General features: G+C 36.7%; 12 protein-coding genes and 1 other RNA gene. 7 read left to right on the forward strand and 6 right to left on the reverse strand.

All coding sequences use genetic code 11. The annotated features are described in order from the left end of the window. Position 1: 1 nt before the first annotated feature. Positions 2-1057 carry a glutaminyl-peptide cyclotransferase gene (locus PP182_RS06630; protein WP_272650562.1) on the reverse strand — a complete coding sequence of 352 codons (1056 nt, stop codon included), beginning with the start codon at positions 1055-1057 and terminating at the stop codon, positions 2-4. Between the two features lie 114 nt (positions 1058-1171). Between PP182_RS06630 and ffs the strand changes: the two genes are divergently transcribed. Both ffs and PP182_RS06640 read left to right on the forward strand, forming a co-directional pair. After that, positions 1172-1270: signal recognition particle sRNA small type (gene ffs / locus PP182_RS06635), an RNA gene on the forward strand. 66 nt (positions 1271-1336) lie between these two features. Continuing rightward, positions 1337-2167, forward strand: coding sequence for an SDR family oxidoreductase (locus PP182_RS06640; RefSeq protein ID WP_272650563.1), 831 nt, complete (start codon positions 1337-1339; stop codon positions 2165-2167). An 11-nt stretch (positions 2168-2178) separates the two neighbouring features. On the opposite strand, the gene PP182_RS06645 is transcribed toward PP182_RS06640, so the two are convergent. After that, positions 2179-3567, reverse strand: a complete 1389-nt coding sequence (locus PP182_RS06645) for a TlpA family protein disulfide reductase (RefSeq protein WP_272650564.1) — start codon at positions 3565-3567, stop codon at positions 2179-2181. A gap of 180 nt (positions 3568-3747) precedes the next feature. Between PP182_RS06645 and PP182_RS06650 the strand changes: the two genes are divergently transcribed. After that, positions 3748-5376, forward strand: coding sequence for an ABC-F family ATP-binding cassette domain-containing protein (locus PP182_RS06650; protein ID WP_272650565.1), 1629 nt, complete (start codon positions 3748-3750; stop codon positions 5374-5376). Positions 5377-5402: 26 nt separating this feature from the next. Beyond that, positions 5403-6536: a hypothetical protein gene (locus PP182_RS06655; protein ID WP_272650566.1), complete on the forward strand. Its 1134-nt coding sequence runs from the start codon at positions 5403-5405 to the stop codon at positions 6534-6536. A 10-nt stretch (positions 6537-6546) separates the two neighbouring features. Here PP182_RS06655 and PP182_RS06660 read toward each other — a convergent pair whose 3' ends face one another. Continuing rightward, positions 6547-7272: a hypothetical protein gene (locus tag PP182_RS06660; RefSeq protein WP_272650567.1), complete on the reverse strand. Its 726-nt coding sequence runs from the start codon at positions 7270-7272 to the stop codon at positions 6547-6549. 209 nt (positions 7273-7481) lie between these two features. Here PP182_RS06660 and PP182_RS06665 point away from each other — a divergent pair, with 209 nt between their 5' ends. Then, positions 7482-8060 carry a fasciclin domain-containing protein gene (locus PP182_RS06665; protein ID WP_272650568.1) on the forward strand — a complete coding sequence of 193 codons (579 nt, stop codon included), beginning with the start codon at positions 7482-7484 and terminating at the stop codon, positions 8058-8060. A 2-nt stretch (positions 8061-8062) separates the two neighbouring features. On the opposite strand, the gene pheT is transcribed toward PP182_RS06665, so the two are convergent. Continuing rightward, the gene (gene pheT, locus PP182_RS06670) at positions 8063-10495 is read right to left on the reverse strand and encodes a phenylalanine--tRNA ligase subunit beta (RefSeq protein WP_272650569.1); all 2433 of its coding nucleotides are present in this window, start codon (positions 10493-10495) and stop codon (positions 8063-8065) included. Between the two features lie 126 nt (positions 10496-10621). Here pheT and PP182_RS06675 point away from each other — a divergent pair, with 126 nt between their 5' ends. Then, on the forward strand, positions 10622-11848 hold the full coding sequence (locus PP182_RS06675; protein ID WP_272650570.1) for a peroxiredoxin family protein: 1227 nt from the start codon (positions 10622-10624) through the stop codon (positions 11846-11848). A 3-nt stretch (positions 11849-11851) separates the two neighbouring features. Here the strand turns inward: PP182_RS06675 and leuB are convergent, their stop codons facing one another. Together leuB and PP182_RS06685 are read right to left on the reverse strand one after the other, a co-directional pair. Beyond that, on the reverse strand, positions 11852-12970 hold the full coding sequence (gene leuB, locus PP182_RS06680; RefSeq protein WP_272650571.1) for a 3-isopropylmalate dehydrogenase: 1119 nt from the start codon (positions 12968-12970) through the stop codon (positions 11852-11854). Then, complete coding sequence (locus PP182_RS06685; protein ID WP_272650572.1) at positions 12971-14143, reverse strand: 2-isopropylmalate synthase; 1173 nt, start codon at positions 14141-14143, stop codon at positions 12971-12973. Positions 14144-14289: 146 nt separating this feature from the next. Here PP182_RS06685 and PP182_RS06690 point away from each other — a divergent pair, with 146 nt between their 5' ends. Further along, a complete protein-coding gene (locus PP182_RS06690; RefSeq protein ID WP_272650573.1) occupies positions 14290-15834 on the forward strand; it encodes a hypothetical protein in 1545 nt (514 codons plus the stop codon). Positions 15835-15848 lie beyond the last annotated feature (14 nt).

Below are 15848 nucleotides of genomic sequence, written 5' to 3' on the forward strand. Positions count from 1 at the left end.
ACTACTTCTTTTGAATTTGCACTTCAAAAAGCTTATCCCAATCTTTACCTGTTACAAAAAAAGTCTTCCTTCCGGGGTGATAAGCAATACCGTTTAACACATTTTCGGTATCCACCCAATTCACTGTTTTCGTAACTTTTTCACTTAGTCCGCCAAAGTTAATAACTCCCTCAATGGCACCACTCTTGGCATCTATAATCATGACACCAGGCTTTTGATATACGTTGGCAAAAATTCTTCCATCAACATATTCCAGTTCATTGGTATCTGCAAATAAGGATGTATTGGTAGCGATTTCAATATGGTCTTCTTCCATTAAGGTAGTTGGGTTTAAAATCCAAATTTTATCCGTACCATCACTCTTATATAATTTTTCACCATCATTAGTAAGTCCCCAACCCTCACGGCTTTTTCCGTATTGAAAGTTATCCAGCTTTTTCATATTGTTTAGGTCATAAACAAACCCAATTCCGCTACGCCAGGTTAATTGATAGATTTTGTCATTCAGAATTGTAATTCCTTCCCCAAAATAAGTGTTGTCCAAATCTATTTGCTGATACACCTCTCCTGTTTTATAATCGAACTTTCTTAGGAAAGAACGCCCCTTTTTACCTGTACCTTCGTAAAGTGTGTCCTTATAGAATTCTAAACCTTGGGTATATGCGTTAGGATCATGGGGATATTCATTCAAGATCGTATAGGTATAAATCTCGGGTGTTTTGGAAGCCAGTACTTTCAACTTTTTGGTAACCTCTACAGTAGTACCTTCATAGGTAATATTAGCTTTTAAGACTTTATTGCCTAATTTAGGAATAGAAAAATTCAATTTGCCATCGTTGACCTTTAACTGATTTCCGTCGATACTGTAGATGACATTTTGTATTTCCTTGTTTTTAATATTCTTTATTGAAACCCCTAATTCATCATTCTGATTTATTTGTTTGGCATTTCCTTCAAGGACAATGGTGAATAAGGAAGAAGGCTTTTGGTTTCCGCTTCCGCAAGATGTTACAATGAGTAAACAAAAGCTTACTGCAAGTATTTTGAAAAGATTCATTTAAATATTTTTACTAAATTTTGATGGAAATTTTAGGAATACCGGCAAGTTAATTCATAAAATTTAGAATGTAAAAAGGATTGTGAAAGTTTTAAAAGGTTGTATATTTGCACCCGGCAAGTCCTACACGACCAGCTCCTGTAGAATCCCCCAGGGTGGGAACGCAGCAAGGGTATACGGTCGTAGCGGTGCGATGTAGGTAGCTTGCCTTTTTTTGTACCCTAAAGTCAAGGTTGCGAGATAGACTTTATCTTTGATCGGTCAAACCAGTGATTTTAAATGAAAACGAATTTTAAAGTTGTACTTATCACAGGCGGTTCTTCGGGAATTGGAAGAGCTATTGGTGTATACCTAACTAAAAAGGGACTTACCGTATATGGCACAACTAGAAATCTAGCCAAACATTCCGATTTCCAGGATTTTGAATTGCTCGAAATGGATGTAAATCAACCAGAATCTATTAAAAGAGCGGTTGGTGACTTATTAATGAAGGAAAACCGTTTGGATGTATTAATAAATAATGCGGGTGTGGGGATTACAGGTCCATTAGAGGAAACTCCTAATGAGGAAATATTAAAAACTTTTGGAACCAATTTTATTGGGCCATTGAATGTAATTAAAGCTGTGCTTCCTAAGATGCGAGAGCAAAATTCAGGTCTTATTATTAACATTACCTCAATTGCCGGTTATATGGGTTTGCCTTATCGAGGAATATATTCAGCAAGTAAAGGGGCATTGGAGCTGATTACTGAAAGCCTAAGAATGGAAACGAAGGATTTTGGAATTCAATTAACTTGTTTGGCACCTGGTGATTTTGCCACGAATATTGCTGCTGGTCGATATCATGCTCCCGTATTGGAAAATTCGCCGTATAAAAGGAAATATGGTGCAATATTAAAATCTATTGACCAAGATGTTGATGAAGGAGGAAATCCTGAAGATGTTGGAAGAAAGATTTTTCAAATTATCCATACCAAAAAACCAAAAATTCATTATAAGGTAGGAGCACCTTTACAGAAAATATCGGTTCTTCTCAAGAAGTTGCTACCGGATTTATGGTATGAAAAGCTACTTATTAAACACAGCCAAAAAGATGATAACGGAGCGTAGTTTATTAAGTACTATAGGTTGTTCCAATAAATATTGGAGAAGGCATCTACTATAAGTTCGTCCTTGGCAATGACACACTTGTTCATTGGAACCAGAATCAATTTTTCTGTAATTTGTTCAAAATCGTTCGCTTTATACTGCGAATTGGTATCGAAATCAAATTTTTTCACAATTGCCTTCCAATTCGTGTCGTCAGTTTTAATATTTATACCGATGAACTCGTAACCAGGTTTTTGCTTTTGCAATTCCTTTACCCTACTAAAAATATTTTGGTAATGATTTTTGTCAGCTCCTGACCAAAAATAAAAAACAACGTTCTTGTCTTCTGTTAAAGTTGGTAAGGATACCGTATCATCTTCTATGGAAATCACGTCAATGTTAGGAACAGGGCTGTTGGGTTGTATATTCCGAATCCCTTGATACAAATTTTCAATCTCCTTAATATGCATGTTGTTTCCAGATATTTTCTGGAACTCATCAATGAAGACCTTATTACTATCCGGAGCATTGTGCTCTCTTAACAAATAATTGAAAGCAACATTTCTAAAAAGATTGTCTTTTAGTTCTTTTTCCCCAATCAGACTATCGATCATACCTAATTTGTGCTGATTGAAATGCAAGTGATTTTTTATTGCGCCATTAATTTTATCACAGGATTCAGAACACGTCATATACGATAGATTTCCCATATGAGTTTTCATAAATTCATAATAGGGCCGAAGATAGGTAAGATTGCTATCGCCGTAATCTACATTTTTGCGGTAGTCGTAGAAATTAGAAGGTAAATCGTGTAGTTCCTTCTCCTTTAATTTACCTTTATGCTTAAAAGGATAAACCTCTTTGTATCGGTAAAAAGTGTAATTTATACTAGCTTCGGCGATTGAGTGGGCCATTTCTGTTAATTCTTTCTCCTTGCCTAATTCCTCCAGAGTTTGGAGTTTATCTTTTCTTAGTGCATCAATCTTTTCTGAGAATTCATCAGCCTCCAACTCGTAATATTCCGAGTACATTAACTGTTCCACATCCTCATTTGCCAAAAAGACTTCAAGTAAAAAATTATTTAAATCCTCATTAGTTCCTGAAAAAGACAAAGATTCATCAAAGTAAAGGGTATTTAATCGAATCCAAACACTATCCCCTCGTTCAAGATAAACATATTGTTGTTCAGGACTATGGTTAAAGTGATAGAGACCATCCTCCACTGAATTGAGCTGAAATGCGAATCTGTTGTTATCGTCTAATTTGGCCGAATCTAATGCCGTACTTCCCTTAAAGAGCACAACGTATTCATTTGTAGGGTTAACAATTTCCCCAGCGAAGAAGACCCCATCATTTTTATCAATGGGTGTATTACAACTTATTAACGATAAAACAAGTGCAATAGGTAAAATTTTATCCATACACAAAATGGGCATCATTTGGAATCAAAAATAATCAACGGAGACTTCGCTCCCTGTTAATACCTAGTTAAAACTTAGGGGTTTAAGATATAAGGCCATTTATAGTGGATGATACGCATTCTTTCTTGGTTTTCGCCTTTAAAATTCAGTATTTTTGCACGGATTTTTAAAACGAAGTATATGTTATCGGTATCCAATCTATCTGTGCAATTTGGTAAAAGAGTTCTTTTCGATGAAGTAAATGTATCCTTTACTGAAGGAAACTGTTATGGAATTATTGGTGCCAATGGCGCAGGTAAATCTACCTTTTTAAGAATTTTATCGGGCCAGATTGACCCTACTTCCGGACACGTTCACCTAGAGCCTGGAAAAAGAATGTCCATTTTAGAACAGGATCACAATGCTTCAGATGATTTTACGGTATTAGAAACGGTGGTCAAAGGGAACAAGCCGCTTTATGATATTAAAAAGGAAATAGACGCCCTCTATGCTGATTATAGTGATAAAAACGCGGATAGAATAGGGGAGTTGCAAGTACAATTTGAAGAGATGAACGGTTGGAACGCCGATAGTGATGCAGCCGCACTGCTTTCCAATTTAGGAATCGGGGAAGAGTTACACTACACCTTAATGTCCGAGGTTGATTCCAAACTAAAGGTTCGCGTACTACTGGCACAGGCACTTTTTGGTTCACCGGATGTATTGATTATGGATGAGCCTACCAATGACCTGGATTATGAAACCATTAATTGGTTGGAAAACTTTTTAGCGGATTATGAGAATACGGTCATTGTTGTTTCACATGACAGGCACTTCTTGGATACGGTTTGTACCCATATTGGAGATATTGACTTTGGTAAATTAAACCTGTATTCCGGTAACTATACCTTTTGGTATGAAAGTAGTCAGTTAGCAGCAAGGCAAAGAGCGCAACAGAATAAAAAGGCCGAGGAAAAAGCCAAAGAATTACAAGAGTTTATCATGCGTTTTAGTGCGAACGTTGCAAAAAGTAAACAGGCAACTTCTAGAAAAAAAATGTTATCCAAGCTGAAAGTAGATGATATAAAACCTTCTAGTCGAAGATATCCCGCAATTATTTTTGAAAGGGAGCGTGAAGCAGGTGACCAGATACTTAACGTAGAAGGATTGAAAGCGACAACGGAAGAAGGTGAATTGTTGTTCGACAATGTTAATATTAACCTTACCAAAGGAGATAAAGTTGCTGTTATTTCAAGAGATTCGAGGGCAACAACAGCTTTTTATGAAATTATCAATGGAAATAGAAAAGCGGACAAAGGCAAGTATGATTGGGGAATCACTACCAACCAATCCTATCTGCCCGCAGATAATTCCAGTTTTTTCACCCAGAATATAAACTTGGTAGATTGGCTTAGACAATGGGCCAAGACCGAAGAGGAGCGCGAGGAAGTTTATATAAGGGGATTTTTAGGAAAAATGTTATTCAGTGGTGAGGAAGCTTTAAAAAAATGCACGGTGCTTTCGGGAGGTGAAAAAGTGAGGTGTATGTTGAGTAGAATGATGATGATGAGGGCAAATGTTCTTATGTTGGACGAACCTACAAATCACTTGGATTTGGAAAGTATCACTGCATTCAACAATTCCTTGAAGAATTTCAAGGGAACCGTTCTCTTTACGACCCATGATCATGAATTTGCACAAACGGTGGCCAATAGGGTGATAGAACTTACACCTAAAGGCAACATTGACAGATATTCTACGTTTGATGAATATATGTCCGATAAGGCATTGAAGGAACAGAGGGGCAAGATGTATACTGTTCCTGCCTAAGGAGATACAACCCAAATCTATACATCATGAAGACCTATACCAATTTGGTCAGCATTCTGCTGATGGTTGCCTTGGCTGGGTGCAGTAAGTCTGCTTCGGAACCCCTTGAGATTGAACCCCCTGTTAAAATTGAAGCTGATTATTCCATTCTTCTGGATGAAAGTGGAGTTTTAAAAACAAAAAATTTAAAGGAATCCGATAGCGGGTTAAAAATAGGGACGGGGGAAAGTACCATACCCAGTTTTCCTACATCTGAACTAACTTATTTTGCAGACAATTCACTAAGTTTTTTCCAACTGACCGATGATTGCGCAGGAGAAATTTTGCTTTATGATTTCGAATCGGATAGTCATCAACTCATAGATGCCTTTTTAGACTTAGATGCCTGTAACCTACAGATAACCTCTGTTTCCCACTCAGATTCTCGTGTTTTCATGTCATTTACTAAAAACGAGGTCGGAAAGGAAGATGCTTTTTACGTTAGGATTATCGATATCGATACTGGGGATGAAAATGCAGTCGATATTGAATTGGACCTAAAACCCCTTCAAATTGTTCCAAGTGCAGGTAAACTCTTCGTTTTGACAATAGATGATGAAATTACAGATGAGAATGCACTTTCTGTGATTGATATTGCACAGGAATCCATAGTTTTTGAAAAAATGATTGGGTTCGATGCAAAGAAAATTTTCAGGAACCCAGCTGGTGATATAATCATCAGTTATCCTGAATTACATACGACATTGGATAGCAGTACAATGGCCGAAGTTTATACACAGTATGGCGAATTGACTAAGCCAAACCTTTTTTCTTCCGAATACCATAGGTTTGATGACCAGGGAAAAATGTACTATACCCTGACAACAGAAGAAGGTTCAGGTGTAGCGAGTATTCCCGCAGTATATGACTTTAACTCCAATATTTCGACCCAGTACTTTTATGAAAACTTCTTAACGGACACCCAACTTAGCGTAGAACTAAATATACATTCAACGACAGCGATGGCTTTTGATGAAGAAAATAATTTCATTCTTGTTGGTTATAAAAAGAATGGAAACGAAAATACAGGAGGTTTGTTACGATTAACGCCAACCCCTGATTTTACGTATGTGGATAATCTGAATTTACCAGGAATTCCAAAAACAATCTATGTGAATTAAGAATACATACCTAGGCGTTATAGTATTTACTGTTCCAAATCGCCGGGCTAAAATTCTTACCCAAGGCAAAGCCATAAAAAATAGTAACTGCCACGATACTTTTAAACATAAAGAAGAATAAAATTCCAAATTCGGCTACCGAATTTGTTTTAGAAAAAAGTCCTGTGGGAATCAATAGTGTGGCGATATAGCTAATTAAAACAATCAAAAAAGTAAGGTTAGCTACGTTTTTAAAGGGCCACATCATAACTTTTCTAAAAGGATGCAGATCATTTCCCCATTTATGTATTAAATAAAAATAATTGTTGCCGATTGGAGCAAATAAAAGTGGGTCGTCCTTATCTTCCAATTTAAAAAGTTTTGATGGAGCAATTATTTTAAAACCTTTTAATTCAATTCCATGATTTGATTCTAGTTTTCTTATCTGGGATACAGCCTCTACAGGAATTTTACCTTTAAAAAATTTGGTGTCCAAAAACCGAAGCCGATAATCAATACAAACATTCTTAATTTGATCGATGTGGTAGATTCTGTCAGTTTCAAGTAAATCAAAATTAAAGGAGTTGCCGGGAATGTGGTTATTACCATTCGCAAGATTGTCCTCGATTCGAGAATGTTGGTCGTCAATGGAATTCAAAATTCCCCTGACTTCTTCTATTATGTTGTCATTGACTTGATTATGTTTCGATTTCTCCTTATTCAGTTTGTACTGTAAATTGGTTCTTTTAAATAACATCTTCTTTTTCTTTTTTAGCAACTCTCTCAAAGTTAGCCAATAAATGAGTTTATTTTAAACCCAAAAATTTTCTTTAGTTGTTAAAAATATGTTAAAACAATTAAGCTTGGTTTTTTGCTGTGTAATAATTGAGACTTAGATTGTATATTGTCGGTGATTGATTACCATTCATCGATAATTAATCGCTGCCCTAACCTAGAACACCAATTATGAGAAACTGGACAACCCCCGTATGTCTTTTACTTTTGTTTACTTCCGTTTTAAGCTCGGGCCAAGAGCTACAAAAATCGAATAGTCTTGAAAAGTTTGGAACAGGTTTCAAAGCGCTTACACAAAATTCGATTCTTAGAACAACCGAGGAGACCCAGAGTCACAGTTTTTTACTTAAAGCCTTACGCGCCTCTGATTTGGACTGCATTTTGGATTACGATGGGCAATTCACTGTGTTTGCTCCTTCAAATTCGGCTTTTGATAAATTGTCCGAAGTCACCAATAAATTATTATTAAATCCAGAAAACAAGGAAAAGCTTAAAGCTATAATGTCCTATCATATTATTGCCGGGAACCTATCGGCCTCTAAAATTTTAAGAGCGATGTGTAGAGGGGAAGGTAAAGCATCTTTCACTACGATTCTCGGGGAAAAAATAACGGCAACCATGAACGGTATAGATATTGTGCTAACCGATAATCATGGAAACAAGGCAAAAATAACCTCGGCGGATTCCAGACAACGAAATGGTGTTATTCACGAAATAGATAGTGTTTTCTTCCCTGTAGATTTATTTTGAAACTATCTAAGTTCCGCTTGTAACTCCCTTTCGTAACTATTCTGAAGCTTCGACATTATTTTATCGATTTGCTTATCGGTTAAAGTTCCTTTGCTGTCTTTTAAAGTGAAACTGACAGCATAGGACTTTTTACCATCGGGTAAATTTTTACCTTGGTAAACATCGAACAAGTTGATGTTGCTCAATAGCTTGCGTTCCGTTTTAAACCCTATTTCATAAACCTGCTTAAAAGTTGTGCCTTCATCCAATAACAAAGCAAAATCTCGTTTGACTTCTGGATATTTGGATATTTCCTTAAAAGTGATTTCAGTCCGATTCAGATTATCTAAAATGGCGTCCCAATTAAAATCCGCATAAAAAACATGTTGTTTAATATCAAACTCTTTCAGAACTGATGTTTGTACTACGCCAAAGGAGACCAAAGTGACATCATCTTTTGATTTATAAGAAATCCCTTCTGAAAATAAGAGGGACTCATCTGGTGTAGTTGTCAAGTTTTCAATGCCCAGACGTTCCAGCACCGTATCAACTATAGATTTTAATTGGAAAAAATCCGTTTTTTTTGAAGGTCCGGTCCAACTATTTTCATTGCTCTCACCACAAAGCAAAATACTTAAATATTTTTCCTCGATTCGCTCGTTTTCTTCCTTGAAATATGTTTTGCCGAATTCGAACAGCCTAAGGTTCTGACGCTTTCTGTTCATGTTATAACTGGCAGATTCCAATGCACTGAACAAAGAAGATTTTCTAAGCACGGATAATTCCCCACTCAGTGGGTTTAAAACAGTAACATGTGGCCTATCTTTAATAGGACCGTCCAAAAAATTGTTGTATTCTGGTGAAGTTAAACTATTGGTCAATATCTCAAAATATCCCCGAGCTGCCAATAAATCTCCAATAATCTGTTGAATTTTATAATCTTCGAAAGGACTGGTTGAAGCCACGGAGGCATTTAATTTTTCACTGAATGCGATATTGTTATAACCATAGACCCTAAGTATTTCTTCGATAACATCAACTTGACGCTGTACGTCAACGCGATAGGAGGGGACACTCAATCCCATACCTGCTTCGGTTACGTTTTTAACCTTAATATCCAGGGAGGCCAATATCGATTTTATGGTATCCTCCGAAATATTTTGCCCAATAAGTTTGTTTATTTTTTTAAAAGCAAGGAACACCTCAAAATCTTTTTGTTTGTTAGGATATAGATCAACAATATCCGAGGTAATTTCCCCCCCCGCTATCTCTTTTATTAATAGTGCAGCACGCTTTAAGGCATATTCCACATTTTCAATGTCTATTCCACGTTCAAACCTAAAGGATGCATCTGTATTTAACCCATGCCTTTTTGCTGTTTTTCGAATGGAAACTGGATTAAAAAAAGCACTTTCTAGGAATATAGCCGTCGTGTGTTCCGTTACCCCTGAATGGACTCCTCCAAAAACCCCTGCAATACACATTGGTTTTTCAATGTCACAAATCATTAGGTCATCTTCGTGTAGTTCTCTTTCAATCCCATCTAAAGTGATGAATTTAGTGCCTTTTGGCAGAGTCTTTACTTCGATTTTTCCACCCTTAATTTTATTTGCGTCAAAGGCATGAAGCGGTTGACCTAGCTCATGAAGTACGTAATTTGTAGCATCTACCACATTATTCTTCGGGGTAAGGCCAATAGCCCTTAATCTATTTTTGAGCCAGTCCGGTGAAGGTTGAACGAGAATATCACTAATAGTTACACCGCAATATCTCGGCGCCAAAGTGTTATTCTTAACATCTACATCTATTCTGAGTGACCTATTTGAAACATTGAAATGACTCACAGGTGGTGTTATCAATTCCTTATTGATTTCCTGTTGTTTTAACCCAGCCTTTAAATCCCTTGCCACCCCAAAGTGGCTCATGGCATCGGCACGATTAGGGGTTAGCCCTATCTCAAATACCTCATCTTTTTCAACTTTGAAGACATCCGATGCTAATGTTCCTGGTTTTAGACTGTTGTCCAATATCATGATTCCATCATGGCTTTCACCCAGTCCAAGCTCATCTTCGGCACATATCATTCCATGGCTTTCTTCTCCTCTAATCTTACCTTTCTTAATTTTCCAGGCCTCTCCTTCTTTTGTGTATAGCGTTGTGCCAATGGTCGCAACCGGAACTTTTTGGCCTTTTTCGACATTAGGTGCACCACAAACAATTTGAACGGGTGTCTCTGTTCCAATATCGACCAAAGTAACTTTTAACCTATCGGCATTACTATGCTGTTCACAGCTAAGAACATGGCCTACCACAATGCCTTCAAGTCCACCTTTAACGGATTCAAAGAGTTCTATTCCTTCGACCTCTAAACCTAAATCCGTTAATAATTCACTAGTTTTATGGGAGTTCCAATCAATTTTGATAAACTGTTTAAGCCAGTTATAAGAAATTTTCATCCATCCAATTTAAAGCTGGTAAAGATAAAACAATGCAATAAGAGATTCAACAGACTTGCCTTCCTTTTATTTCTTATTTTAAAATGAAACTATTATGTTGTTAATTCGCAGAGGAAAAAAAATTATATGAAAAAATATAGCCTTCTTTTATTCATTTTCATTTTTATGGGTTGTGGACCCAAAGACAGTGTTAAACAGCCTAATACCGGTATGTGGCAAGCCAAGTTAAAAGTAAAGGATAATAATACCTTGCCATTTAATTTTGAGCTTTATGAAACAGATAACCAGCAGCTACAATTAAAGGTTTTGAATGGTGAGGAAATCATAACGGTTGACGAGATTACGATTAATAATGATTCTATTTTAATTAAAGCTCCTGTTTTTGAAGGATATATAACGGCACAGTTTTCTGAAACAGCAATGAAGGGAAAGTTTATTATTGAAAGTTTGGACAGAATCGTTTCTTTTGAGGCCATTTTCGGAGAAGAAAATCGATTTAGTGCTACCAAGTCACCTAACGGTAATGTTTCGGGGATATGGGAAACAGTGTTTAGTCCAAATACGGAAGATAGCTATATGGGGAAAGGAATTTTTACACAAAATGACGGAGTCGTTTCCGGAACATTTAGAACGACCACGGGAGATTATAGGTATTTAGAAGGAGTCATGGACAAGGATTCGCTAAAATTATCGGCATTCGATGGCGCACATGCATTTCTATTCCTAGCTAAAGTTGATGATAGTATTATGGATGGAATATTTTATTCTGGCAATCATTTTAAGGAACCATTCACTGCAAAAAGAAATGAAGCTTATGAACTTCCTAGTCCCGATTCATTAACATTTATAAAGGAAGGTTACGATGAGCTTACCTTTACTTTTCCTGATATGGATGGAAATCAAGTTGCTTTATCCGATTCAAAATTTGAAAATAAAGTGGTCATTGTTCAGTTGATGGGATCTTGGTGTCCAAATTGTTTGGATGAAACCAAGTTTTTGGTCGATTATTTAGAAAAAAATAAAAATGAAGATTTGGCTGTTGTTGGGCTGGCATTTGAACAAGCCAAAACGAAGGAGTTGGCAAAAAAAAGTATCCAACGTCTAGTGGACCGAATAGGAATAACGTATCCTATTTTATTGGCTCAATATGGAACGTATGATAAGGAAAAAGCACAGGAGAAATTGCCTATGTTAAATCATGTGTTGTCCTATCCAACTACCATTTTTGTAGATAAGAAAGGGGAAGTTAGAAAAATTCACACTGGTTTTAATGGTCCTGCAACAGGTGATAAGTTCGAGGATTTTAAATTGGAATTCAACGAATTTATAGCACAACTTCTTTCGGAACAGTAACGATTATATAATTGTGGATTTTCCTAGGTCTATGTTTTCATCGTTCATATTAAAATCATCATCTAGCTCCATGATATTGTCGGCAATAAAATCACCAACATAGTCTGTGCCATATTTACTACTGCCCATGATGTCCGGCGTCACTATTTTTTTGGAGAATGATTTTAATACAGCGGCGACAACTGCGTTGGATTCTTCAATCAATTTGAAATGCTGTAAGAGCATGGCAACACTGAGAATCGCTGCGACCGGATTGGCTATATTCTTATCCTTGGCATTGGGATAGGACCCGTGAATGGGTTCGAACATCGCGTATTCCATACCAACCGATGCCGATGGGAGTAATCCAATAGAACCAGCGATAACACTCCCTTGGTCGGATAAAATATCGCCAAACATATTATCGGTTAAAATTACGTCGAACTGTTTGGGATTGAGAATCATTTGAACCGCGGCATTATCTATAAAAAGGGTTTCTAATTCTATGTCCGGATAGCTTTGAGAAATGGAATTGACTACTCTTCGCCATAAGCGAGATGTTTCCAAGACATTGGCCTTATCTACTAATGTCACCTTTTTTCTTCTGTTTTTTGCTGCTTTAAAAGCAAGGTGCGTAATTCTACTAATCTCACCTTCGGAATAAGAACAGGTATCCGTTGCGATGTTTGTGCCAGAATCGGTTGTTTTTTCACCGTAGTAAATACCACCGGATAATTCCCTATAAATCACTAAGTCCGTATCCCTTACAACTTTCTTGTTGAGCGGAGATTGCTTAATTAAAGCAGGAAAGACCTTGACCGGTCTTATATTGGCAAATAGGTCCAGCTCTTTCCTTAGTCTTAACAAACCTTGTTCCGGCCATATTTTAGAGTCCGGGTTGCCATCATATTTGGGCATACCAATAGCACCGAATAATACGGCTTCGGAGTTTTTGCAAATCTTTAAAGTGTCTTCGGGTAATGGAGTTCCTTTTTTATCTATGGCTTCAGCACCGACAAGGGCTTGGGTGAATTTAAAATTGTGACCAAAAGTTTCTTCTACCGAACGAAGGCACTTAAGGGCTTGGGCAACGACCTCAGGGCCAATACCATCCCCACCTAAAACTGCAATATCTAATTGCATTTAACTTATGCTTTGAAGATTCAAATTACTCGCCTCGATGATTTCATGAATATCATCGTCTAGGATTTCCTTTTTTCTGTCGGCAAAATTGAGAAATTCGTCATATACTTTATCCAATTGTGTTTTGGTAAGTTCATATCCAACAAGTTTTGCCCTATATGCCAATGCTGCTCTCCCGCTTCTTGCAGTAAGTACGATGGAAGACTCCGTAACCCCTACATCGGCCGGGTCAATAATTTCATAAGTTTCCCTATTTTTTATTACTCCATCTTGGTGAATACCCGAACTATGCGCAAAGGCATTGGCTCCAACAATGGCTTTATTTGGCTGAACCAGCATTCCCATTTTACTGGAAACCATTTTACTGGTATCAAAAAGTAATTGGCTATTGATAGTAGTATCCAAGTTAAGGCTAGGATGTTGCCTCATAATCATCACAACCTCCTCTAAGGAAGTATTTCCTGCTCTTTCCCCTATGCCATTAATGGTACATTCTATCTGTCTGGCTCCATTAATGACTCCAGCTATGGAATTTGCCGTGGCTAAACCAAGGTCATTATGGCAATGACAGGATAGGACGGCCTTTTCAATACCTTTCACATTATCTTTCAGATATTTCATTTTGGCCCCATACTCATCAGGGAGACAATATCCAGTCGTATCAGGTATATTAAGAACAGTGGCACCTGCTTTTACAACGGCCTCACAAACACGTGCTAAAAATTCGTTGTCCGTTCTACCTGCGTCTTCCGCATAAAACTCAACATCCTCCACGAATTTTTTTGCATAACTAACGGCTTCGACCGCCCGTTCTATGATGGCATCCCTGTTAGAATTAAATTTATGTTTAATATGGGAATCCGAAGTTCCTATTCCCGTATGAATTCTCGGTTTTTTTGCGAATTTTAAAGCTTCGGCAGCTACTTCAATATCCTTTTTAACCGCTCTTGTTAATCCACAGACCGTAGCATTTTTAACTAATTTGGCAATACTCTCAACCGATTTAAAATCACCCGGACTTGAAATTGGGAATCCTGCTTCTATAATATTAACACCAAGTTCATCTAACCTTTCAGCTATCACTAACTTTTGGTCCATGTCCAATTTGCAACCTGGAACCTGTTCTCCATCCCTAAGTGTAGTATCAAAAATTTGTACTATATCTTTACTCATTATATTTATGTAGTTTTAGCTAGTTAAACGAATATATAACGCAGATAACGAAAAAAGCAAATTTTGTTAGAACATTTACAACGTTAATATACTTTTCGACTATAACAATCAATTGATTTACAACAATTTAAACATATATTATTACGATGACAAATGCTCATAAAGATGCTTTGTTCGTTTTGGTGAAATCGCTTTCAAAATCTGAAAAGCGTCAATTTAAACTCTATGTAGGCCGCTTAGGGGTAAATACCGACGCTAAATTCCTTGCGTTGTTCAATTTATTGGATAAAATAAAACGATATGATGAAAAGGTAATACTATCTAGTGGTATCGTAAAAAAGGCTCAACTTTCAAATTTAAAAGCTCACCTCTATAAGCAGATATTGGTGAGCCTTCGTTTAAATCCGGTAAATCAAAATATCCGTGTTCAAATCAGGGAACAATTGGATTTTGCCACTATCCTTTATCAAAAAGGATTATATAAGCAAAGTCTGAAAATTTTGGATAAAGCTAAATCAACCGCGATAGACAATGAGGAGAAGAATATAGCCTATGAGATTGTTGAGTTCGAAAAGATAATTGAAACCCAATATATTACTCGGAGCATTCCCGATAGGGCAGACGAATTGGCCGTACAAGCGAAAGAGCTATCTGGTCAGAATGTGATTACCAGTAAGCTTTCCAATTTATCCATGCAACTTTATAGCATGATGTTAAAAGTTGGCTATGTTCGTAGCGATGAAGATCTGCAAAAGGTAAAAAATTATTTTGCCAAGCATTTACCCAAAGTAGATGTGGATAAATTAGGCTTTAGAGAGAAATTATGGTTATATAAAGCGCATTTATGGTATAGCTTTTTAATTCAGGACTTTCTTTCTTCTTATAAATACGCCAGTAAATGGGTGGACCTTTTTTATGATTATCGCGAGATGATCTATTTAAATCCAGTTTTTTTTCTAAAGGGAAATCATTATTTGTTAGAATCCTTATTCTATGTTAAATATAGTTCTCAGTTTAAAGAAACACTTCAACAAATGGAAGTAGCTCTTGAGGATAAAAATTTTCCTAAAAATGATAACATAAATTCACTTGCCTTTCTCTATTTGAACGCAAATAAGTTGAACCTGCATTTTTTGGAAGGCACTTTTGAGAAAGGACTATATCTCGTGAAAATAGTGGAATACGGAATTAACAAACATAAGGACCGTATTGATGCACACCATGTCATGGTACTGTATTATAAAATTGCCTGTCTCTATTTTGGTGTTGGTGACAATAAAACGTGTATTGTCTATTTAAAGAAAATCATAAACAATAAGAATTTAAAGATGCGCGAGGACTTAATGTGTTTTGCTAGGGTCTTAAGTCTTGTAGCGCATTATGAAGCAGGGATGGATTATCATTTAGAAGTTCAACTGAAAAGCACCTACAAATTTTTGCTGAAAATGAACGATATGCATGAAGTGCAGAAAGAAATGATCAAGTTTTTAAGGAATCTTGGGGGTATCTACCCCAATGAATTACGAAAAGAGTTTAAAAAATTGCATACTGAGCTTAAAAAGTATGAAGACCATCCTTATGAAAAACGAGCCTTTCTTTATCTGGATATTATTTCATGGTTGGAAAGCCATTTAGAAAATAAACCAGTTTCTGATATAATAAGGGAAAAAGCACTTAAACAAACCCGATAACCGCTCGCCTCTCT

The organism is Maribacter sp. PR1 (genome assembly GCF_028464145.1).
Taxonomy (GTDB): domain Bacteria; phylum Bacteroidota; class Bacteroidia; order Flavobacteriales; family Flavobacteriaceae; genus Maribacter.

Bases quoted from the DNA above. Each gene is read 5' to 3' on its own strand.
- PP182_RS06660 (WP_272650567.1), bottom strand. From the start codon at position 7,272: ATGTTATTTAAAAGAACCAATTTACAGTACAAACTGAATAAGGAGAAA.
- PP182_RS06665 (WP_272650568.1), top strand. From the start codon at position 7,482: ATGAGAAACTGGACAACCCCCGTATGTCTTTTACTTTTGTTTACTTCC.
- PP182_RS06645 (WP_272650564.1), bottom strand. From the start codon at position 3,567: ATGGATAAAATTTTACCTATTGCACTTGTTTTATCGTTAATAAGTTGT.
- PP182_RS06640 (WP_272650563.1), top strand. From the start codon at position 1,337: ATGAAAACGAATTTTAAAGTTGTACTTATCACAGGCGGTTCTTCGGGA.
- PP182_RS06675 (WP_272650570.1), top strand. From the start codon at position 10,622: ATGAAAAAATATAGCCTTCTTTTATTCATTTTCATTTTTATGGGTTGT.
- PP182_RS06655 (WP_272650566.1), top strand. From the start codon at position 5,403: ATGAAGACCTATACCAATTTGGTCAGCATTCTGCTGATGGTTGCCTTG.
- PP182_RS06685 (WP_272650572.1), bottom strand. From the start codon at position 14,143: ATGAGTAAAGATATAGTACAAATTTTTGATACTACACTTAGGGATGGA.
- PP182_RS06690 (WP_272650573.1), top strand. From the start codon at position 14,290: ATGACAAATGCTCATAAAGATGCTTTGTTCGTTTTGGTGAAATCGCTT.
- PP182_RS06630 (WP_272650562.1), bottom strand. From the start codon at position 1,057: ATGAATCTTTTCAAAATACTTGCAGTAAGCTTTTGTTTACTCATTGTA.
- pheT (WP_272650569.1), bottom strand. From the start codon at position 10,495: ATGAAAATTTCTTATAACTGGCTTAAACAGTTTATCAAAATTGATTGG.
- PP182_RS06650 (WP_272650565.1), top strand. From the start codon at position 3,748: ATGTTATCGGTATCCAATCTATCTGTGCAATTTGGTAAAAGAGTTCTT.
- leuB (WP_272650571.1), bottom strand. From the start codon at position 12,970: ATGCAATTAGATATTGCAGTTTTAGGTGGGGATGGTATTGGCCCTGAG.